The 20,523-nt window shown below is 73.7% G+C and carries 16 protein-coding genes; 8 read left to right on the forward strand and 8 right to left on the reverse strand.

What is annotated here, in order from left to right; all coding sequences use genetic code 11:
- Positions 1 to 286: 286 nt before the first annotated feature.
- On the forward strand, positions 287 to 544 hold the full coding sequence (locus WME83_RS03555; RefSeq protein ID WP_020732654.1) for a GlsB/YeaQ/YmgE family stress response membrane protein: 258 nt from the start codon (positions 287 to 289) through the stop codon (positions 542 to 544).
- 558 nt (positions 545 to 1,102) lie between these two features.
- On the forward strand, positions 1,103 to 2,317 hold the full coding sequence (locus WME83_RS03560; RefSeq protein ID WP_437321959.1) for a pyridoxal-phosphate-dependent aminotransferase family protein: 1,215 nt from the start codon (positions 1,103 to 1,105) through the stop codon (positions 2,315 to 2,317).
- A gap of 20 nt (positions 2,318 to 2,337) precedes the next feature.
- On the opposite strand, the gene WME83_RS03565 is transcribed toward WME83_RS03560, so the two are convergent.
- Both WME83_RS03565 and WME83_RS03570 read right to left on the reverse strand, forming a co-directional pair.
- Positions 2,338 to 4,239 carry a chloride channel protein gene (locus tag WME83_RS03565; protein WP_437317842.1) on the reverse strand — a complete coding sequence of 634 codons (1,902 nt, stop codon included), beginning with the start codon at positions 4,237 to 4,239 and terminating at the stop codon, positions 2,338 to 2,340.
- Position 4,240: 1 nt separating this feature from the next.
- Positions 4,241 to 4,801 carry a MarR family winged helix-turn-helix transcriptional regulator gene (locus WME83_RS03570; RefSeq protein WP_437317843.1) on the reverse strand — a complete coding sequence of 187 codons (561 nt, stop codon included), beginning with the start codon at positions 4,799 to 4,801 and terminating at the stop codon, positions 4,241 to 4,243.
- Between the two features lie 333 nt (positions 4,802 to 5,134).
- On the opposite strand from WME83_RS03570, the gene glyQ reads away from it, so the two are divergent.
- Positions 5,135 to 6,082, forward strand: a complete 948-nt coding sequence (gene glyQ, locus WME83_RS03575) for a glycine--tRNA ligase subunit alpha (protein WP_437317844.1) — start codon at positions 5,135 to 5,137, stop codon at positions 6,080 to 6,082.
- 82 nt (positions 6,083 to 6,164) lie between these two features.
- On the opposite strand, the gene pyrE is transcribed toward glyQ, so the two are convergent.
- Genes pyrE through WME83_RS03595 form a run of 4 tightly spaced genes read right to left on the reverse strand, consistent with a single transcriptional unit; the run spans position 6,165 to position 8,251 of the window.
- A complete protein-coding gene (pyrE, locus tag WME83_RS03580; protein ID WP_437317845.1) occupies positions 6,165 to 6,743 on the reverse strand; it encodes an orotate phosphoribosyltransferase in 579 nt (192 codons plus the stop codon).
- On the reverse strand, positions 6,740 to 7,453 hold the full coding sequence (locus WME83_RS03585) for a bactofilin family protein (protein WP_437317846.1): 714 nt from the start codon (positions 7,451 to 7,453) through the stop codon (positions 6,740 to 6,742). Before WME83_RS03585 ends, pyrE begins: the two co-directional genes overlap by 4 nt.
- 3 nt (positions 7,454 to 7,456) lie before the next feature.
- On the reverse strand, positions 7,457 to 7,771 hold the full coding sequence (locus WME83_RS03590; protein WP_020732660.1) for a bactofilin family protein: 315 nt from the start codon (positions 7,769 to 7,771) through the stop codon (positions 7,457 to 7,459).
- Positions 7,772 to 7,825: 54 nt separating this feature from the next.
- Complete coding sequence (locus WME83_RS03595; RefSeq protein ID WP_061623199.1) at positions 7,826 to 8,251, reverse strand: bactofilin family protein; 426 nt, start codon at positions 8,249 to 8,251, stop codon at positions 7,826 to 7,828.
- Positions 8,252 to 8,925: 674 nt separating this feature from the next.
- Here WME83_RS03595 and WME83_RS03600 point away from each other — a divergent pair.
- Positions 8,926 to 10,320 (forward strand): styrene monooxygenase/indole monooxygenase family protein, encoded by a 1,395-nt coding sequence (locus WME83_RS03600; RefSeq protein ID WP_437317847.1) that lies wholly within the window; start codon positions 8,926 to 8,928, stop codon positions 10,318 to 10,320.
- 124 nt (positions 10,321 to 10,444) lie between these two features.
- Entirely contained in the window at positions 10,445 to 11,422 is a 978-nt protein-coding gene (locus tag WME83_RS03605; protein WP_437317848.1) for a serine/threonine protein kinase, read from the forward strand.
- Positions 11,423 to 11,476: 54 nt separating this feature from the next.
- Here the strand turns inward: WME83_RS03605 and WME83_RS03610 are convergent, their stop codons facing one another.
- Entirely contained in the window at positions 11,477 to 13,552 is a 2,076-nt protein-coding gene (locus WME83_RS03610; RefSeq protein ID WP_437317849.1) for a hypothetical protein, read from the reverse strand.
- Positions 13,553 to 13,635: 83 nt separating this feature from the next.
- Positions 13,636 to 16,848: a VWA domain-containing protein gene (locus WME83_RS03615; RefSeq protein WP_437317850.1), complete on the reverse strand. Its 3,213-nt coding sequence runs from the start codon at positions 16,846 to 16,848 to the stop codon at positions 13,636 to 13,638.
- A gap of 386 nt (positions 16,849 to 17,234) precedes the next feature.
- Between WME83_RS03615 and WME83_RS03620 the strand changes: the two genes are divergently transcribed.
- The 3 genes from WME83_RS03620 (at position 17,235) to WME83_RS03630 (ending at position 20,438) form a co-directional block, all read left to right on the forward strand.
- The gene (locus tag WME83_RS03620) at positions 17,235 to 18,380 is read left to right on the forward strand and encodes a serine/threonine-protein kinase (protein WP_437317851.1); all 1,146 of its coding nucleotides are present in this window, start codon (positions 17,235 to 17,237) and stop codon (positions 18,378 to 18,380) included.
- A gap of 131 nt (positions 18,381 to 18,511) precedes the next feature.
- Positions 18,512 to 19,888 carry an AAA family ATPase gene (locus WME83_RS03625; protein ID WP_437317852.1) on the forward strand — a complete coding sequence of 459 codons (1,377 nt, stop codon included), beginning with the start codon at positions 18,512 to 18,514 and terminating at the stop codon, positions 19,886 to 19,888.
- Between the two features lie 91 nt (positions 19,889 to 19,979).
- Positions 19,980 to 20,438, forward strand: coding sequence for a hypothetical protein (locus WME83_RS03630; protein WP_437317853.1), 459 nt, complete (start codon positions 19,980 to 19,982; stop codon positions 20,436 to 20,438).
- The last annotated feature ends 85 nt before the right edge of the window (positions 20,439 to 20,523 follow it).

Below are 20,523 nucleotides of genomic sequence, written 5' to 3' on the forward strand. Positions count from 1 at the left end.
GCAGGCTACCTCGCCCGCGCTCTGCTTTTCAGCCCGTCTGAGGCAATCCGCCACGGGGTCGCGACGCGAGCGGTCCCACCGTCCGATCCGACCGTCCCGGCTCTCCTGGGCGCATTCCCCGCCGCGGTCGGATTTCGCGATGGAAAGGGTGACCCGGCGCGCTGTCCGGGCCGTTCAGCTCGCCTGAGGGCCTGTGGAGAGGCCGGACTCCACGGCATGGCGCGGCGCTTGCTGAACAGACTGCATAGCAACCAGGAGCGCTTCGCTCTACTCTGGGAGGTTCATCATGTCGTTCATTCTCTTTCTCCTGTTTGGCCTCGTCGTCGGTGCTCTGGCGCGCCTTATTGTCCCGGGGCGTGAGCCTGGCGGGTGGGTCGTCTCGATGATCATCGGCGTCGTCGGCTCCTTCGTCGGCGGGCTGCTCGGCCGCATGCTCTTCATGTATCGCGAGGGGGAGCCGGCCGGGTTCTTCATGTCCCTGATCGGCGCCATCCTGCTCACGGCCGCCTATCAGGCGATCTCGCGCCGCCGCTCGGTGGTATGAAAGGGTCGATTGACCCTATCGTGAGGCGCTACGCCCGATACCGTCTCAGGGCGCGACGAGGAGGAGCTCTCGCTCCGCTGCCGCGCCCCGTGACGTCCGGGATCACCTCGGGCCGACCGCACGAGGAACGGGGGATGAGGCGTCGCTGTGCATGAGCTCGACTCGGGCTCGAGCGCCGCAGCGCTCTCCTCGCTCCTCGCGGCAGGCCAGAGGGGGCCCTGTTCGTCGCATGGCTCGCCCCCCCAGGGCCGTGCGACGAGCAGGGCCTCCTCGGCAGGCCGGAGGGGGCCTGGCTCGTCGCATGGCTCGCCCCCCCAGGGCCGTGCGACGAGCCGGGTCCCTTCGAGCCGGCAGCCCGCGAACCGGCACCCCGGGCAGACCCGGGACGGAACGGAATACGATAGATGGCGCGTCGGCCCAGCGTCCGGCGCGCCCTCCGGCCATCCCGCGTCTGCCCGGGTCCGCCGCGGGCCCCGCCGGCTTGCCCGGTAGCGCTTGACGCCGCAGGATGCATTGGGCTTGCTAGCGCGCTCCGCGCTCTCGCCCAAGGTCCTGGCCATGTCGTTCTCCATCCTGCCCCCGCCAATCACGCCCCTCGCCGCGATCCTGCCGTCCGAGCCGCTGCTCCTCATGGGCGCCGGTCCGGTGCCGATCCCGCAGGCGGTGGCGCAGGCGAACGGGGTCATCATCAACCACCTCGGCCCGACCATGGACCGCGTCATCCAGAACGTGAAGTACATGGCGGCCTACGCGTTCCAGACGCGCAGCGACAAGATCATCGGCATCGCCGGGCCCGCGTCCGCGGCGATGGAGATGGCCGTCTCGAACCTGTGCTGGCCCGGGCGCAAGGTCCTCTGCCTCAAGGTGGGGACGTTCAGCGGGCGCCTCGGCGAGATGGCGCTCGGCGTGGGCGCCGACGTGACCTTCCTCGAGGGGCCGCCCGGCCGGCCCGTGACGCTCGCCGACGTGCGCGAGGCGATGAAGAAGCAGCGCTACGACGTGGTCACGATGGCGCACGGCGAGACGTCCTGCGGCGTCCGCATGGTGGAGATGCCGGAGATCTGCAAGCTCGCGAAGTCGCAGGGCGCGCTCACGATCGTCGACGCGGTGGTCACGCTCACGGCCATGCCGGTGCACATGGACGAGTGGGGCATCGACGTCGGCATCGTCGGCGGGCAGAAGGCGCTGTCGTCGATCCCGGGCGTGTCGGCCTGCGCGTTCTCGCAGGACGCGTGGAAGGCGGTCGAGGAGCGCCCCTCGCCGCGCCCGCACTGGTGCTACGACGCCACGCGCGCGCAGCGGTTCTGGGGGTATCAGCAATACCACTACACCGCGCCGGTTCCCGGCGTGCTCGCGCTGCACGAGGCGCTGCGCCTCGTCTGCGAGGAGACGCTCGAGCGGCGGTTCCGCCGCCATGAGATGAGCTCGCTGGCGATGCAGGCGGGCCTCGAGGCGATGGGGCTCGAGCTGTTCGCGTCGAAGGACGTGCGCCTCAACAGCGTGCTCGCCATCAAGCTGCCGAGCGGCGTCGACAGCGCCCGGATCCGCGAGTACATGACCAAGGCCTTCCGCGTCGAGATCTCCGGCGCCTTCGGCCTCAACATCGTGCGCGTCGGGCAGATGGGCGAGCAGTGCCGCTCGCACAACCTGTTCAAGACGCTCTACGCGATGGGCATGAGCTTCCAGCGCGAGGGCGTGAAGCTCGACGTCTCCAAGGGCATGGCCGCGCTCGAGCAGGGCCTCGCGGGCGACCGCGAGTACTTCGTCGACTAGCGCGGCCCTCGCCCTCGCCGCTAGCTGCGCCCAGCGGAACCATCGGCCGTCAGACCAGCGACGGCGGCGCGGTCGCCGAAGCGCCTCGCGGCGGCGAGCGCCTGCTCGCGGCGCTGCCCGGCCTCGATGCGGCTCCGGTGCGCGTCGAGCAGATCGCTGCGCGTCAGCATGCCGATCACCTTGCGCGGCGCCTCCCTGGACACGACCGGGAGCCTGCCCACCCTTTCGGTGACCATGTGATCGGCGGCCTCGCGAAGGGAGCTGTCCTCGAACACCACCGCGAGCGGGCGACGGATGAGGTCGCGGACCGAGAGCGCGCCGGGCTGCTCGGTGAGCAGGTCGCGCTGGGTGACCACGCCGAGGAGCTCGCCTCCGCGGTCCACGACGGGGAAGCCCTGGTGGCGCGAGCCCTCCGCCCGCGACAGCAGGAAGGCGCGGGCGGCCTCGACCGTGTCGTCGGCGGCGAGCGTCACGGCCGGGCGGGAGGCGACGTCGCGCACGAGGATCTGCGCCAGGTGGTCGGCCGCGTACTCGACCATCACGCGCGCGCCGCGGCGGGCGAGCTTCTCGGTCATGATGGAGTGCCGCATCAGCAGGCTCGAGACGAGGAACGCCGCGCTGCAGCCGCCGAGCAGCGGGAGGAGCCCCATCGGCTGCCGGGTCGTCTCGAAGGCGAAGACGACCGAGGCGAGGAGCGCCCGGGAGGCGCCCGCGAAGATCGCCGCCATCCCGACGAGCGCGGCGACGCGCGCGTCCACGCCCAGCCAGGGAAAGAGCGCGGCCGCGGAGAGGCCGAGGATCGCGCCGAGCCCGCCGCCGATGGTGAAGAGCGGCGCGAGCGTCCCGCCCGAGGTGCCGCTGCCGAGCGCGATCGACCAGGAGACGAACTTCAGCACCGAGAGCGACACGAGCGCGGCGAGCGCCAGGCGGCCGCTCAGGATGTCGCCGATGTTGTCGTAGCCCACGCCGAGCGTCCGCGGCGCGACGTAGCCCACGGCGCCGATCGCGACGGCGCCTATCGCCGGCCACCACATCCAGTGGAGCGGCAGGCGCTCGAACGCCTCCTCGATCGCGTAGATGGCGCGGGTCGCCCCCATGGCCGCGACGCCGAGCGCCGCGCCGAGCGCGATGTAGAAGGCGAGCGCGGGGCCGGTCGAGGGCGCCACGGCCGGCATCTCGAACGCCGGCGCGGTCTCGCCGGCGGCGAGGCGCGCGGCGGCCGCCGTGGCGGCGGCGAGGGCGACGGGGATCACCGAGCGCGGGCGGTACTCGAAGAGCAGGAGCTCGATCGCGAGCAGCACCGCCGCCACCGGGCTGCCGAACGTCGCCGACATGCCCGCCGCCGCGCCCGCGGCGAGCAGCGTCTTGCGCTCGTCCGCGGTGATCCGGAGCAGCTGCCCGACCAGCGAGCCGAGCGCCCCGCCGGTCGCGATGATCGGCCCCTCCGCGCCGAACGGCCCGCCGGTGCCGATCGCGATCGCCGCGGAGAGCGGCTTGAGCAGCGTCATCCGCGGCGGGATGCGGCTCTGGTTGAAGAGCACCTGCTCCATCGCCTCCGGGATCCCGTGGCCGCGGATCGCCTGGGAGCCGTAGCGCGCCATGAGGCCGACGACGAGCGCGCCGGCGATCGGGATGACGAGCACGAGCGCGCCCGCGTGGTGCTCGGCGGGGGAGGCGGGCGCCGCGGAGAGCCGGCCGAAGAACGCGAGGTTCGTGATGACGGCGATGAGCGCGGTGAGCAGCTCCGCCGCGAGGAACGCGGCGCCGGCGATCGCGATCGCGAGGCCGCTCACGAGGACGATCCGCCGGTCGACGGCGGCGCCCGGGGCGGGGACGCGGAGGTCCTCGAGGGTCGGGCTCATGGAGGGGGCGACCGGGATGCTCTCGCCGGCCGCGGTATTTGGGGCGTGCACGCTGGACATGTCAGCTCTCCTCGCGGTCTGCCGCCGCGGCGCCGGCGAGGGCGTCTTCGCCCTCGAAGAACAGGGGTGGGGCCTCGTCGCCGGCGCCGAGCGCGCGGGCGAGGGTGGTGAGGCTCTGCGCGAGCCCGCGGCGCTCGTCCTCCGGCAGGCGGTCCACGGCGGCGACGAGCTCGGCCTGCACGGTGCGGGGCGCGCGGCGGAGCAGCGCGCGGCCGGCGGGGGTGAGCGAGATCTCGGTCCGGCGCGCGTCCTCCGGCGAGGCGCGCCGGGCGACCAGCCCGCGCTCGGCGAGGCGCGTCACCACGACCGAGACCGAGCTCTGGTGGGTGAGCGTGCGCTGCGCGAGCTCGGCGACCGACGCGGCGGCCGCCTGGTCGAGCTGCTGCAGCACGAACAGCTGCGCGCTGCTCAGGCCGAGCTGCCGCTCGCATGCGCGCGAGGAGACGCGCAGGCGCTGCACGATGGCGCGGATCGCGTCCATGACCCGCTGCGCGTCCGGCCCGCCCTGGGCCTGCCGCGCGGCGGTCTTCCGCCGCGCCGCTGGAGATGCATGGGAGCCCATACAACGCGCCGGAAGCTACGCCACGCGCCGGGCAAGCGCAAGCGGCCGGCGGCGCCGCGCGGGCGGCGCCTCGCGGATCGGCGCGGGTCGAGGCGGGCCGGCGTGGTCCGAGGCGGGCCGGCGTGGTCCGAGGCGGGCCGGCGTGGTTTGAGGCAGGGCCGTCCTCGACGGGGCTACGCCCGGCGGGGCGACGGGCGGCGGTGGTCCGCCAGCGCGGCGCTCGGCGCGCCGCGCTGGCGGACCGCGCGCCGCCCCTCGGGCGGACCGTGCGGGCGATCCTTCGCGGGGCGTCGCCTGCGCGGGCGATTCAGGCTAAGAACCGGCCCTCCCACCATGACCTTCCAAGACCTCATTCTCACCCTGCAGAAGTTCTGGGCCGATCGCGGCTGTCTCATCGTGCAGCCGTACAACTCGGAGGTCGGCGCTGGCACCTTCAACCCGGCGACGTTCCTGCGCGCGCTCGGCCCCGAGCCCTGGAATGTGGCCTTCGTCGAGCCTTCCCGGCGGCCCGCGGACGGTCGTTACGGCGAGAACCCGAACCGGATGCAGCAGTTTCACCAGTTCCAGGTGATCCTCAAGCCGAGCCCGATCGACATCCAGGACCTCTACCTGGAGTCGCTGCGGGCGATCGGCACGAACCCGCTCGAGCACGACGTCCGGTTCCTCGAGGACGACTGGGAGTCGCCGACCCTGGGGGCGTGGGGGCTCGGCTGGCAGGTGTGGATCGACGGGCTCGAGATCTCGCAGTTCACCTACTTCCAGCAGATCGGCGGGATCGACTGCCGCCCGGTGTCCGGCGAGCTCACGTACGGCCTCGAGCGGATCGCGATGTACCTGCAGGACAAGGACAGCATCTACGACGTTGTCTACTCGGACAGCGGCGGGAAGATCGTGCGCTACGGCGACCTCTACCAGCGCGCCGAGTGGGAGTGGTCGACCTACAACTTCGAGGAGGCCGACATCCCCGAGCACTTCGCGGCGTTCGACGTGTGCGAGGCCGAGGTGAAGCGGCTGCTCTACCGCGGCGCGGATCCGGCGGCGAAGGGGGCGGTGATCGATCCGAAGAAGGCGCTCGTGCTGCCGGCGTACGATTTCGTGGTGAAGGCGGCGCACCGCTTCAACGTGCTCGACGCGCGGGGCGCGATCAGCGTGACCGAGCGGCAGCGCTACATCGGCCGGGTCCGCGCGCTGGCGCGGGCGGTCGCCGAGACGTACCTCGCGCAGCGCGAGGCGCTCGGCTACCCGCTCCTCGGCGAGCCGCAGGCGAAGGCGGCGGAGTAAAGCCGCGGGCCGAGGCGGCGGAGTCGCGCCGCGGGCCGAGGCGGCGCCGCTGCGCGCCGCCTCGCCGGGAGGGCCGCCCGCTTCAGCCGAGCGGGCTGTCGGGGATGAAATCGCGGCGCGTGCAGATCGACACGACCGGCAGCCCCGCCGCGCGGATCGCCTCGGCGCCGCCCTCGAGGCGGTCGACCAGGGCGATCACACCGACCACCGAGGCGCCCGCGGTGCGCAGCTTCTCGACCGCCTTCAGCGTCGAGCCGCCCGTCGTGATCACGTCCTCGAGGATCGCGACGGGCATCCCGGGCGCGAGCCCGCGATCGCCCTCGACCAGGCGGCGCGAGCCGTGGTCCTTGACCTCCTTGCGCACGTACAGCGCGGGGAGGGGGCGGCCGCGCAGGAAGCTCGTGAGCGACACCGCGCTCGCGAGGGGGCAGCCGCCGAGCTCGACGCCGGCGACGGCCTCGCACCGGGGGAGCGCGTCGAGCGCCTCGAACATCAGCGCGCCGACGAGGGCGTGGCCCTCGGCCGTCAGCACCGACTGCTTGCAGTCGATGAAGAAGTCGCTCTCGCGGCCGGATGCGAGGACGACGCGCTTCTGCTCGAACGATCGCTCGCGCAGCAGCGCGACGAGCCGCTCCCGCTCGGACGTGCCGGCGGCGCTCACCGCCCGCCCCGCTTGCGGAGCGACGCCTTCGCCGCCCCCTTCCGGAGCGCGGGGACGACGGGCGGCGGCGGCCCGCCGGCGCCCTCGGCCGCGTCGGCCTCATCGCCCTCGCCGCCCGCGGCAGCGGCCGACAGATCGGCCTCCTCCTCGTCCTGCGCCGCCGCGAGGCGCGGCTCGGGCGCGGGCGCAGGCCTCGCCTCGATCGGGGCCGGGCGGGCCGCCGGCGCGGGGCGCGCGGGCGCCGGCGCGGGGCGAGCCGCGGGCCGCGCGGCAGGCGCGGGCGCGCGCTCCGCCGGCGCTCGCGCCGGCCGCGCCGCCGCGGGCGCGGCCGCGGCGCGCGGCGCAGCTGCCGGGGCGGCGGCCCGGGCCGGGGCGGGCGCCGCGGCGGCGAGCGGCGCGCCGGTGGTGACGTTGCCGCGCACCAGCGCGCCGGCGTGGATGCCGATCTGCGGCGCGCCGAGGTCGCCGACGACGCGCGCGCCGGGCTCGAGGATCACGGCCTCCTCGCCGGAGATGTTCCCGGCGACCGCGCCGCGGACGACCACGCGCCGCCCCCGCACGTCGCTCTGGATGAGCGCGCCCTCGCCGATGGTCACGTCGCCGGTCATGACGACGCTCCCCTCGACGCGGCCGAGGATCTCGAGATCCCCGTCGCCCTGCACGTTCCCGCGGATGGCCGTCGTCGGCCCGATCGAGGACTGGGCGGCCATCGGCTACACGTCCATGTCGACGTTGCCCTTGAACGAGGCTCCGTCCGCGATGGTCAGCCGCGACGCCTTCACGTCGCCGACGAGGCGACCGCCCGCGAGGAGGTCCACGCGGTCGGCCGCCGTGACGTTGCCGGTCACGTTGCCGCCCACCTGGAGCGACGCCGCCCCGATGTCCGCTTCGACCAGCGCCCCTGCGTCGATGGTCAGAGGCCCCTCGACGGTGAGCTTGCCGCGCACCGTCCCGGCGACGATCACCTCGTCGTCGGAGGTGATCTCGCCCTCGATCGTGAGCCCGTTTCCGATGATCGTACCCGCCACGTTCGTGCTCCTCGTCGCGCCGTCGCGGCGCGCTTCTCCGTCCGTCAACGCGCGCTACCGCCCCGCCGGTTCGCGCCGGGGGCTCTGCGCGCGCCCGCCGGTCCGCTCCGAGAGCTCGGCCGGCAGGTCGAACTCCGCCTCGATGCGGCCGGCGAACGCCGCGCCTTCCTCGAGGATCACCTCGCTGCCGCCCACGTTCCCGGCGTACTGCGCGGTCGCCCGGATGGTGACGGGGCCGCGCGACGTCACGTCTCCCGTGAGCTGTCCGGCGACGACGAGCGAGCTCGCCTCGACGTCCCCGGTGACCGACGCTCCGTCCTCGATCTCGAGATCGCCGGTCAGCTGGATGTTCCCCTCGACGCTCCCCTCGACCCGGAGCGAGCCGTCGCCGTGGACGCGCCCGCGGATGCGGGAGCCCCTCCCGATGAGCGATTCGGCGGCGTCCGATTCGCGGTGCGTGGTTGTCGAGCCTCGGGCCATTCTCGTCTCCAGTGCGCGATGGGGGCCGCGCGAGCCGGGGCGCGCAGCAGAGGCCCGGCTCGTCCGCTCGGGCGGGGCGATCGGCGTCGCCCGGCCCTGCGGCGGCGCGGACGCTACTCCAAGGCGCTGCGCCTCGCAACCGGCGGGCGGGCTCGGTGCAGGGCGGGCTCGGTCCGGGGCGGCCTCCGCGCGCTGCAACGGAGCCCTCGGGCTGCAACGGAGCCCTCGGGCTGCAACGGAGACCTCGGGGGGAGGGGGTGTCGCGCGGGGGGCCGAGGGGGGCCCTCCCACGAACTCGCGCCTCGTGGTGGCGATGGCCTCCTGTGCGGAGGTGCCGAGTCCATGGGCGACCCGCTGCGACGCGGGCCGGCGCTCGGGTTCGTGGGGCCCTCCCCCTCGGCCCCCCGCGCGACACCCCCTCCCCCCGAGGGCTCTCTCCGAGGGAGGGGACGCCTGTGCGGTTGTCGGGAGGGAGGGGACGCCTGTGCGGTTGTCGGTCGTCCAGCACCTCGTAGGAGGCTTCCGGCGCTCCTGGCCGAGGTGATACGGTCTCCTTTGACTGGGCTTCCCTTGCTCGCGACGCCTCCGGTGCCCCTGACGGCGAACCGACTCGGACGGCTCGGCGCGCGTCGTCGTGAGACGAGCGCAGACCAACCCAACCCGGGGGTTTCCTCATGCGCAAGATTGCTATCGTGGGGTCTGGACAGGCTGGCTTGCTCGCGGCGCACGGCCTGGTGAAGGCCGGCTACGGCGTGACGCTCTACTCGGATCGGACACCCGAGCAGTGGCTCCACGAATCGAAGCCGACCGGCAGCGCCGCCCGGTTCGACAGGGCGCTCCAGCTCGAGCGCGAGCTCGGCCTCGCCTTCTGGGAGGACGCCGCGCCCCCGGGCGAGGGCGTCCAGCTGACCGCGTGCCCCGCGCCGGGCAACCGCCTCCTGACGCTGGCAGGGCGCCTGGAGCGGCCCTTCCGGGCGATCGATCTCCGGCTCCAGAGCCACCGGTGGATGCTCGAGCTCGAGCGGCGCGGGGGCAAGATCGCGATCGAGCCGGTCACCATCCCGCGGCTCGACGCCATTGCGGCGGAGAACGATCTCACCATCGTCGCCGCGGGACGAGGCGACCTGTGCAACCTGTTCGAGCGCGACCCGGCGCGCAGCGTCCACACGGAAGCGCAGCGCAACCTCGTCATGATCTGCGTGACGGGCCCGAAGCTCGGGTTCGACGGCGTCCCGCTGATTCCCGTCAAGTTCAACCTGTTCGCGGGCCTCGGGGAGGCGTTCTGGGTGCCCTACTACCACAAGGACGTGGGACCGAGCTGGAACTGCATCGTCGAGGCGGTGCCCGGAGGGGCGTTCGACCGGTTCCAGGGCGCGACGACGGGCGAGGAGATCGTCGCGATCACGAAGGAGCTGGTGAAGGAGCTCATCCCCTGGGACTACGAATGGTTCAGGACAGCCGAGCTGTCGGACAAGCATGGATGGCAGAAAGGTCGAGTCGTCCCGGCGGTGCGCAAGCCCGTCGGGCGGCTGCCCTCCGGCCGCATCGTGACGCCGCTGGGCGACACGGCGATGTCGCTCGACCCGATCGGCGGCCAGGGCGCCAACAGCGGTAACAAGATGGCGCGCAACCTGATCGAGTGCGTCGTGCAGCACGGCGATCGCCCCTTCGACGCCGAATGGATGACGCGCACCTTCGATCGCTTCTACGCGCGGCACGGCGGGCCCACCGACCGGTTCAACAACCTCCTCCTCTCCGGAGCGTCGGCGGGGATATTCCACCTCCTCTTCGCCCAGTACGGCAGCGACGGGCGGGCGGACAACGCGAGCCGACCGCAGGCGCTCGCGAACGCCTTCGTGAACAACTTCAACGATCCGGCGCAGCTCACGCCGGTCCTCGAGGACGTGGGGCGGGTGCGCGCGTTCATCGGGCAGACGACCGGGAAGCCGTGGCCGGTCGCGCTCGCGGCCGGGGGCGTGGGCGTCGGCATCGCGCAGGTGCGGCAGCGCCTCGGGCTGCCGCCCGGGCACCCGAGGGCGCCGGCGCACGCCGGGGGAGCATTCGCGTAATGCCCGCGCCAGCCCGCCCGGAGCGGGCTACGCGCGCCGGCGAATCCGGAGGTTCCACGCGACGCGGTGAGCGGCCCATCGCCATATCGCAACACGGGGCTCCGCGCCGGTCGCCCGGCGTGTCATGAAGCCGTTCGACGACCCGCCTCTCGTGCCCCTCAGGATGGGCGACGACCTCGGGCCCTATCGCATCTATCGCCGGCTGAGCAGCCCTCAGGGAACCGAGCTCTATCAGGCGCTGGACCGAGCCGATCCGGCCGCCCCTCTCGTCCGGCTGGAGGTCTGGGTGGAGCAGCCGCACGACGAGTTCATGCAGCTCTACTGGGACGAGGCGGCGCTCTTCACCCTCTTTCACCACGCTGCGTTCCTGCGCTTGCAGGGCCTGGGTAACGAGGGGCGACGCTATTACATGGTCCTTCCGTGGCGGTCGGCCCGTTCGCTGCGCGCGTGGCACGAGGCGGGATCGGGCCTGCCCTGGCCGGTCGGCGCGGCGCTCTCCATGGCCCGGGACGTTGCGCTCGGGCTGGGAGCGCTCCACCGCTGGACGCTGAACGGTGCGTCCATGAACGCCATCTATGGCGCGCTGAGCGCCGAGAGCATCCTCGTCTCCGCCCGAGGGCGGGTGCTGCTGCGCCCTGTCCCGGTGGCAGGCAAGATCGGGTACGGGCGCCCGCCCGACGCGCCGGAGCCAGGCCCAGGCACGCTGTCGCCCGAGGCGGTCCTGGGGTTGCCGCGCACCCCCGCCGCCGACGTGGCGTCGCTGGGCGCGGTGCTGTACCGCCTGCTGACAGGGGCGAGCCCTTACGAGGCCGGCTCTCCCATCGAGCGCCTCCAGCGAATCGCCGCGGGGCGCTTCGCTCCGCCCCGGGCCCTGCGGCCCGATCTCCCCGCGAGCGTGGAGCGGCTCGTCCAGCGCAGCATGGCGCGCGACCCGTCCGGGCGCCCCGCCGACGGCGACGCGCTGGCGCGGGCGATCGAGGCCACCGCCGCCGAAGAAGGCATCGCGCTCGGGGCCGCGGCCGTCCGGCGCGCCCTCCGGGAGATCGCCGGGCACAGGAGCCGCGACGACGTTCGAGCGCCGAGGCATCCGTACCGCGATTGAGGCGAGTGAGGCGAGGCAGCCACGTAGCGGTTCCCGCCTTCCGTCTCCCGCTGTTCAGCGAGAGACCTCGATTTCGTAGCGGGCGAGCTGCTCCTTGAACTCCCCCGGGAGCGCGAGCGACCACGCGGCCTCCCCGAGGCACTGGCGCACCGCCGCGGCATGCCTCCCCGCGAGCCTGACCGCGGGGACGTCGACCACCTCGTCCACCGTGGTCTCGAGCGTGACACGCGCGCTCTTCGGACCCGGAGGGCAGCCGCCGAACGCCTTGTCGAGCGCGGCGCGGAGGTGCGCGCGATGGTCGAACGCGCTCCCGCTCCCCGTCGGGCCGCCGTGGCCAAGGCTGCGCCTGAGCCCCTCGTGGGTGCTGGCCCCTCTTCCCGTGCCGCCTCCCAGGCTCACGGTCCTGGGACGCTTTCCGGGCGCGCTCGCGACGTAGCTCGTCACGGGCGAGACGGCGCCGCCGCGGAAGGCGAGGACCGCCATCTCCGGCTCGGTCAGCGACTCGAGGAGCTCGGAGCCGAACACGAGCGCAGACCAGAGCCGGCCGTGCGCCGGGTCCGGCGTGAACACGCGCCGCACGGGCCGCGCCCAGAGCTCGCCGGTCAGCACCGCCCTAGTGACCCGGCCGCCGTGGAGGCGAAGCAGCGCCAGGCCGTCGCCCTCGGGCAGCTGCTCGCCGAAGCCGACCTGCGAAAGGCCGGCTCCGCGCAACCGCACGTCCAGGCGGTCGATGCGGAGCGGGCGAACCCACTCCTCGTAAACGCGGCGCATGGCGCCGGCGTCGCCGGGCCTGGCGCTCGCGCGCGCCGTCCAGACGAGCCCCCCGGTCGCGCGCACCGGGGCGGCGAAGGGGTGCTCGTTGCGCGTGAGATCCGGCGCGCCCTCGCCGACGACACCGACGTGCACGAGCGCGCCGCTCTTGAGGATCGCGCCGAGGCGGCGGGGCGTGAGCGCGGAGCGGGTGCGGAGATCGGTGAGCGCGAGGATGCGGCGGGGGAGGCCCGCGGGCGTCGCGGCGAGCAGGGCGTCCGCGCGGGCGAGGGCGTCGTCGAGGCGGCTGCCGTTGCGGCGGGCGAGGACGAGCGTGCCAAGGTCGGCGGCGGCGCGCGCGGCGGGGACGAAGCGGCCGTGGCGCGGGCGGACCTCGCGGTCGAAGGTGAGGACCTCGACGAGGGAGCCGTCGAGATGGGAGAGATACGCCCGGGCGGCGGCGATGGCGGCGGCGCCGTCGCGCTCGGGGAGCGAGCGCGAGGCGTCGAGGAGGACGACGACACGGGCGTTGCGCGGCGGCTCGGAGAGGCGGAGCGGAGCGTCGATGCGGAGCGCGACGAGCTCGCGGCCGCTGCCGAGAAGCGAGGAGGAGAAGGCGCCGTCGAGCGCGAGCGAGGGGCGCGGGGCGAGGGCGAGATCGGTCTCGTCCTGCGCGAGCTGGACGGTGGCGCCGGGGGAGATGGGCTTCCCGTCGAGGAACAGGCGATCTCCGGGGCGCGCCGCGGAGACCACGACGGTGGCGGCGAGGGTCTCGGTCCCGACGCGTGGCAAGGTGAGGTGATGGCGGCCCTCGCGGTAGGCCGTGGGCAGGCGGAGGGTGTACTCGACGGTCCTGGGCTGGCCGGGCGCGCACGGGAATACCTGGAGCGCGAGCACGTCCTGCGAGCGCCACGAGAGGAGCGCCGGAGCCTTGGGATACAGGCCGCCGCCCCCGGTGAGCTCCCTGTACTTCGCGGCGGCGGCCTCGGACTCCATGAGGTCCGCGCGGAACCAGAACGGTCGTCCGTGCTTGAGCCCCAGCGAGGCGAGCCCGGTCGCGACCGCACCTTGCGGCACGTTGAGCAGGAAGAGCGCCTGATCATGGCGCGGGCCGCTGTTATGGACGGTGCGCTGGACGACGAGCTCGGCGTGCCCGCGGTCGAGGCGGAGCGCAATGCGGTGCTCCTTCTCGACGAGCGCACTCGTCTCGGTGCCCTCGACGGTGTCGAGGCCATCGGCCCGGGCGCCCGCGGCGGCGAGCAGCAGCGCGGCGCCGGCGAGGACGGCACTGGCGCGGCGAAGGGAGGCGGTCAGCGCGGCCGCGAGCGCCGGCCGGACGGCAGGGCGGCAGGCGCGCGGACGGGGGCGCGCGGTGAACATGCGAGGGGAGCGACAGTACGTGGCTGCGATGGTTCCCGCGCGGGGGCGGACAGGGCTCGGGAGGCTCTCCACCACATGCCATGTCACTGGCGCCCGCGGCGGCGCGCCAGGATCTTCTCCGCCGCGGTGAGCGGCCGCCCCTCGCGCGCCGTCTCGTGGCCTGCGGGGGCCGCCGTCTCGTGCGTGGCTCGCCCCGCCGCCGGTGCTCCGGCCGCACCGCGCTGCTCCGGCCGCGCGGCTGCCTGCTCTGCCGGCCATCCCGGCTGCGCGGCCCCCACGGATCCCGGCTGCGCGGCCTCCCCGGGCGGCGCCCCCCATTCCGCCTGTGCCGGCCTCCGCGTGGGCGCCGTCCACGCCGGCCCGCCCCCGCCGCGGCCCTCGCCCCCGCCGCGGCCCTCGCCCCCGCCGCGGCCCTCGCCCCCGCCGCGGCCCTCGCCCTCGCCGCGGCCCTCGCCCCCGCCGCGGCCGTCATCGCGCAGCGCCGGTCCCGCCTGCGCGCCCTCGCGCCGCCCGCGTCCCCGCTCCCGCGCCGACAGCAGCGCCCCCACCGTCTCGCCCGCGCTGGCCGCCTCCACCGCCGCTCCCGACCGCCGCGCCCGCAGCCGCTCCCCGGCCCGCGCGGCCCACGCCCACGCCGCCTCCGGCAGCGCGAGCCGCCGCGCCGCCACCGCGAGCAGCAACGCGAGCGCCGCCAGGCCGACCAGCCCCGGCGTCGCGTCCCGGTACGCGAACCGCCTCGACGCCCGGTCCTCGAAGATGCCCGCGAGCGTGTCGCGCCGCTTGCCCCCGGTGAACTCCGCGATCCGCGCGAGCAGCGACAGATCGCTGCCCGTCGGGCGCAGCTCCTCGCCCGCGGTCATCGCCGCCCCCGTGGTCCCCACGGCCTCCCCCGTCAGCTCGTCCCGCGCCACCGCCACGTAGGTGCCCGGCCGCGACAGCGGCAGCGTCGCCGTGTACGCCCCCGCGCCCGTCGCCTCGAGCGGGAGCTCCCGCGAGAAGCCGTCGGGCCCCGCCACGTGCACGACCAGCCGGCGGAACGACTGCGCCCGCCCGTCGTCGCCGATCACGCTCGCCCGCACCGACAGCTCGCCCCCCGACGCGTCCGCCTCGAGCCGCACGCGCGGATCCTCCGCCTTGCGCGTCACGTCGCGCGCCGCCTGCGCGATCATCCGCGCCGCGCCCGGCCAGCGCGTCCATGCCGCCCCCCAGCGGCCCTTCAGATCGCTCGTGAACGCCGCGGCCCGGCCGAGCCCCGCCGACCACACCGCGAGCACCGGATCCCCCTCCGGCCCGGACAGCAGCACCGTCGACCGGCTCTTCGGGACCGTCACCACGTAGCCCGCGAGCGGCGGCGCCTCGCCGAACGGCACGCCGGCCGTGATCGACGACGGCGCGCCCAGCGCCACCTGGAACGGCTCCTCCACGATCGCGCTCCTCGCCGCGAGGATCGTCTCCTGCGTGAACACCGCGGGCAGCCGCCCGGCGTCCTCCACCAGGTAGAACCGGCCGCCGCCGAGGCGCGACAGCGTCTCCAGCTCCGGCACGTCGCCGCCCTGGCCCAGCGCCACGACGCTCGTCGTGATCCCGCGGCGCATCGCCGCCCCCACCATCGCGCGGCACGGCCCCATGTTCTCCGCGTCCGACCCGTCGGCGAAGAGCAGCACGTGCTTCAGGTTCGTGGCCTCGCGGTCGAGCGCCCGGTACGCCGCGTCGAGCGTGATGTCGACGTAGATCCCGCCGCCGCCCGGCCCCACGGCGCGGATCGCCCTGTCGATCGCCGCCTTGTCCGCCACCGGCCCGAGCGGCACGCTCCACCGCACCGCCGTGTCCACGTGCGCGACGCCGAGCCGGTCGCCGGGGCCGAGCAGCGACGCCGACCGGGCGGCGGCCTCGTTGGCGAGCTCGAGCTTCGTGTGCGCGCCGGCGCTCGCCGCCATCGAGCCGGAGATGTCGATGCCGATCACCTCGGCCAGGCTCGCCCGCCGGCGCTCCTGCTTCAGGTCGAACGCGACGGGGGAGACCTCCTCGAGCGCCGTCCGCGCGTAGCCGCCCGGCCCCATGCTCCGGTCGCCGCCCATCAGGATCAGGCCGCCGCCGAGATCGCGCACGTAGCTCGCGAGCGCCTCGATCTGGTTCGGCGACAGGTCCGCCGCGCGGAGGTCGCTGAGCACCACCACGTCGTAGCCGGCGAGCTCCCCGAGGTCGGCCGGGACGCGGTCGAGGCCGCCCTCGTCCACCCGGAACGCGCCGTCCGCGAGCGCCCGCGCGATGAAGGCGCCCTGCCCGGCGTCGCCCTCCAGCACGAGCGCGGCCGCGGCCCCGCGCACGCGCAGGAACGCGCTCGCCGCGTTGTCCTCGGCGGCCTCGTCGAGCCGCGGATCCTTCGCGGTGATCTCGACGTCGTAGCGGTGCAGCCCCGGCCCCGGCGCCTTCTCGCGGATGCGCAGCACGTCCTCCCCGGCGGCGATCGAGGCGTCGGCGCGGGCGATGAGCTCGCCGTCGCGGCGCAGGCGGATCTCGACCTCGGCCGGCGACGGCGACGAGGTGACGAGCCGCAGATCGAGCGCCTCGCCCTCGTCGGCCCGCGCGGGCGCGCGGAGGGCGACCACGCGGACGTCGGGGACCATGCGCTGCTCCAGCGGGAGCACGTCGATCGGCAGGCCGGCGGCGACGGCGGCCGCGGCCGCGGCCATCGTGTCGCCGCGGGTGGCGACCCCGTCGGTCAGCAGCGCGACGCGCGCCGCGGAGTCCGGCGGCACCTCGGCGAGGGCGCGCCGGATGCCCGCGGCGAGGTCGGTCCCGTCGCGGCCGAGCGCGACCCGCTGCGGCGCGGGGAGCTGCGAGCGCGGGCGCGGCGGATCCTCGGTGGCGGCGCCGGCGGCGAACGCGATGGTGGCGATCCGGTCGTCCTCGCGCATGCCGAGCTCGGCGACGGAGAGCTCCCGCGCGACGCGCTCGTCGGCGTTCGGCACGAGGTCGATCGAGCGGCTGCGATCGATCGCGATCAGGACGGTGAGCCGGTCGAGTGGCCGGCCGATCTCTGGCCCGGCCGCGGCCATGGCCGCGGCGAACGCCGCGAAGGGCGTAAGGAGATCCCCGAGCCGCGTGCGCCACGCCCCCTGCCTGCGGGCGTACGGCGACGCGAGCGCGAGCGCGAGGTATCGGAGCGCGACGAACGACGTGGCGCCCGCCGCGAGCAGCGTGCCCCAGGGCCGCGCGAGCCGGAGCTGCGCGCCCGAGAGCAGCCCGCACCAGGCCAGCCCCACGTAGAGCGCCGGAAGCGCGCCCGCGAGCATCCAGGCGAGCAGGATCGGGCGGCGGAGCGCACCCTGTCGGAGGGCGAGGCGGAGCAGCGCGGCGAAGAGGAGCGCGCCGGCCAGCGTGGCGACATAGGGCAGGGCGCGCAGCGCGGCCGCCGGGATCAGGGAGGCCTCCGTTCGGTCCGCATGCGGTCGTGCCGCAGTAAATCATCTTTGCGGCGCTCCGGGGATGCCGCTTCCGCGGGTGTGGCCGAGTGCCCCATCGGGGCAGCCGTGCGGCGTCCCTGTCGGTTTCAAGCGGGTTACGGGCGGCATTTTGGCCCCGCCTGTTCACATTCCCATGTTTGTCAAAGATGGCACGTTGTCTGCTTCAGCGCGGGCACGGGTGCGGCGGGGCCGCGCAGCAGGGGGCAGGAGAGATCATGTCGCGCATCGAGACCACGGACGCCTGGAGCACCTCGGACGACAGCTCATGGGACCTCGACGAGGGGTTCGGTGAGGCCCCGTGCGGCGTGCATTACCAGGAGGGGGATCTCGTCGCGGGCAAGTACCGGCTGGTGCGCAAGATCGGCGAGGGGGCGATGGGCACGGTCTGGGTCGCGACCAACGTCGCGGTCGGATCGGAGGTCGCGATCAAGCTGATGCGGCCCGAGCTCCGGTCGGCGGAGCTGAACGAGTATTTCCTCCGCGAGGCGCGCGCCGCGGGGCGGTTGAACCACGCGGAGATCGTCCGGATCTTCGACCTCGGCGAGACGGCCGAGGGCGATCCGTACCTGGTGATGGAGCTCATCGAGGGCGAGTCGCTGAGGAGCGTGCTGGCGCGCGAGGGGGGGATGGCGCCGGAGCGGGCGATCGCGCTCTTGTTGCCGGTCGCGGGCGCGATGCACGCGGTGCACGAGAAGGGGGTCGTCCACCGCGATCTCAAGCCGGACAACGTGATGCTGGTGCGCCGCGGCGGCGGCCGGCTGCAGCCGAAGGTCGTCGATTTCGGCGTGGCGAAGCTCGTCGCCGAGCGCGAGGAGGGGCATGCGGCGGCGGGCTTGGAGGTGTTCGGGACCCCGGACTACATGCCGCCGGAGCAGGCGCTCGCCGTGCCTGACGTCGATCGCCGTGCCGACGTCTGGTCGTTCTGCGCGACGCTGTACGAGCTGCTCTCGGGGCGGCCGCCGTTCTCGTCGAAGAACGCGCTGGACGGCCTGCGCGCGGTCCTGCAGGACGCGGTGCCGTCGCTGGTCGACGCGTGCGGCCTCGACGCGGATCTCTGGGCGATCGTGGAGCGCGGGCTGCAGAAGGAGCCGTCGCTGCGCTGGTCGAGCATGCGCGAGCTCGGCGAGGCGCTCGCCGCGTGGCTGAAGGCGCGGGGCGTCCGGGAGGACGTGCGGGGCGTGTCGCTCGAGGGCGAGTGGCTCCCGCGCGAGGAGGCCTGCGCGCCCGTGAGTTGTGGCGTAACGCCACGCCTTTCATGGTTGGAAGAGCGAGGCCGGCCAAGCCGCCGGTGGTCGTCGCGCCGCCGGGGGCACCGGCTGCACCGGGGGCGGCCTCATGCGGAGCAGGCGGCTTGCCCGTGAGGGCGGGGGGCGCTGAGGAGCGGTCCGGGCCCGTCAGCGTGCGGTAGGTGCGTGCGATGGGCTGGTGGAAGCGCGGCACGGCGGAGGGCATGGCTTGACCTGCCGGCCTGTGTCTTGCTTTGCTCTGGCGGGTGAACGCTCGCGCAACACCACCGCTGCGCATCGCGCGGCTCGTAATCGAAAATTTCCGGACGTTTCGAAGTCCCACGGAGATCGTCTTCGCATCCGGCGGCACGGCGGATGCGATGCCCGTGTTCCACGGTTCTAACGGGACCGGTAAATCGAGCGCTCTCGCGGCGATCGATCTGTTCTTTCGGCTCGCCTCCTATTGGTTGAGCTCGGCCGTTAGCGCCGGCGGAACCAAGCCATTGGACACAGTGCTCAAGCTGCGGTGGGACTTCAGAGACAGCCACTTCGGCTTGACGATGAACCACCGGAGCTGGCCTCCCGGTGTTCGTGACCCACAGCGGATCGAGGTTCACTTCGATGATGCGCGGCTCGGCGCGCTGCGCGTTACGCTGACTCCGTCGGGCAATGAAGTCATCCTCGGACTGGAGATGGCAACATCCGCCCCAGCAAAGGGTTGGAGGGAGCCGAGGGGCAAGAAGGTGTCGCGACTGCGACCGTGGGAAGAACTCACGGAGAATGGGCCGCAAGATGACGAGATTTCAGCGCTAAAGAACGCCATCGAGGCGCCGCTCGGCCCTGGAAGCAAGCCGTTCTTCCTGCTGGACGCTCGCCGTCGCGACTTCCGCGGGATCGGCGAGGGGTGGCCGCACGACGAGGGGACAAGTACTCTGTCTGCGACCACAGCCGAACGCCTCCTCGCACTGGCCACATCTCTCGATCCGGAAGAGACGGAGCGCTGGCGCGCCTTCGTGGACCTCATCCATCGGTTCAAGACGCTTTCGGATCGAGAGATCTCCGTGCTCCGGGCTCCCATATCCGGCGAGGAGGTCACCGATCTGCGCTTCGAGGTCCGCGGCAAGCAAATCCTACGGCTGTCCGAGCTCAGCTCGGGCGAGCAGCAGGTGGTCGCCCTCGTCGCGGCCGTGCTGACCTCCCGCGCCGCTCTGGTCGCCATCGAGGAGCCGGAGATGAGCTTGCACCCCGACAACCAGGAACTCGTCCGCGGGATCCTGAGAGAGCAGGTGCAACGCGGGATCGTCGACCAGATCTTCCTCGAGAGCCACGTTCAGGTCTTCGACGGCCCGGAGGTGCTCAGGTTCAGCCGTTCCCCCGAGGGGGAGACGCGCGTCAGGCGGCAGCCTTCGCGCTCGCTTGACAGGCTCCGGGCCCATGCGCGCGAGAGCGGTGCTGAAGAGCAGTGGGTCACGCCGGACGGCTATACCCAGCTACCTGCGGAGATGCGAAACAAGCTCAGCTTGCAGAACGGTGGGTATCTCTGGTTCCTACGCTCCAGGCCGGAGGGCCGCTGGGAGGCGTGGACGGAGGCAGAGCTCGATGAGCAGCTCGGCCTCGGCGACGGGTCCTCGAAAGATACCTGACATGCGTCTGTGGATTGACACGAACGCAGCTCGCAGCCCGAGGGCGATTCGGGGCCTCTGCCGCCTCGCTCGTAGCAAAGGTGTCGAGGTCTTGATCCATGCGCAGGTCTACCTGGAACGACGCCGGCAGCAGCATGTCGAGAGTGGGGAGCAGTTCTCGGGGACGGCGTTTGATGACTTTCTCATGGTGCACCGGATCCGAGTTGTCGATATCCACCTCGATCAGCCGACCGCTGCGCGATGGGCTGACGAGTTGTGCCAGCGATACCCCACCGACGCCGAGTGGGAGCTGGCGAAGCACCGCACGCTCGGCGGCGAGTTGATCGCAGATTTCAAGATCATCCCTGGAAAGATGCCGATGACCACGGACTGGCTCATCGCCCTCGCCGTCGAGGAAGACGCCGAGTCGCGCATCATCACCCACGACAAGCACGAGGAATGGCGGCGGCTTCGCGACGCCGAGCCGAGGCGCGTATTGAGCTGGGACGAGGCGGTCACCTGGCTGGAGAACCTGCCCGCGGACGAGCCGTCGCCCGGCCGAAGCGCGTAGCGCGCCGCGCCGACCGTACGGTATCGCCCGCCCGAGGTGTGCTGGTGTTCGTCCGGCGGGGCCGGGCCTGTCGGGAGGTCCGGCC

This window comes from Sorangium sp. So ce385, from assembly GCF_051474135.1.
GTDB lineage: Bacteria > Myxococcota_A > Polyangia > Polyangiales > Polyangiaceae > Sorangium > Sorangium cellulosum_D.

Coding starts and splice junctions, on each gene's coding strand:
- WME83_RS03555 (WP_020732654.1), top strand. CDS start 287: ATGTCGTTCATTCTCTTTCTCCTGTTTGGCCTCGTCGTCGGTGCTCTG.
- WME83_RS03560 (WP_437321959.1), top strand. CDS start 1,103: ATGTCGTTCTCCATCCTGCCCCCGCCAATCACGCCCCTCGCCGCGATC.
- WME83_RS03565 (WP_437317842.1), bottom strand. CDS start 4,239: ATGTCCAGCGTGCACGCCCCAAATACCGCGGCCGGCGAGAGCATCCCG.
- WME83_RS03570 (WP_437317843.1), bottom strand. CDS start 4,801: ATGGGCTCCCATGCATCTCCAGCGGCGCGGCGGAAGACCGCCGCGCGG.
- glyQ (WP_437317844.1), top strand. CDS start 5,135: ATGACCTTCCAAGACCTCATTCTCACCCTGCAGAAGTTCTGGGCCGAT.
- WME83_RS03585 (WP_437317846.1), bottom strand. CDS start 7,453: ATGGCCGCCCAGTCCTCGATCGGGCCGACGACGGCCATCCGCGGGAAC.
- WME83_RS03595 (WP_061623199.1), bottom strand. CDS start 8,251: ATGGCCCGAGGCTCGACAACCACGCACCGCGAATCGGACGCCGCCGAA.
- WME83_RS03600 (WP_437317847.1), top strand. CDS start 8,926: ATGCGCAAGATTGCTATCGTGGGGTCTGGACAGGCTGGCTTGCTCGCG.
- WME83_RS03605 (WP_437317848.1), top strand. CDS start 10,445: ATGAAGCCGTTCGACGACCCGCCTCTCGTGCCCCTCAGGATGGGCGAC.
- WME83_RS03610 (WP_437317849.1), bottom strand. CDS start 13,552: ATGTTCACCGCGCGCCCCCGTCCGCGCGCCTGCCGCCCTGCCGTCCGG.
- WME83_RS03615 (WP_437317850.1), bottom strand. CDS start 16,848: ATGCTCGCGGGCGCGCTTCCGGCGCTCTACGTGGGGCTGGCCTGGTGC.
- WME83_RS03620 (WP_437317851.1), top strand. CDS start 17,235: ATGTCGCGCATCGAGACCACGGACGCCTGGAGCACCTCGGACGACAGC.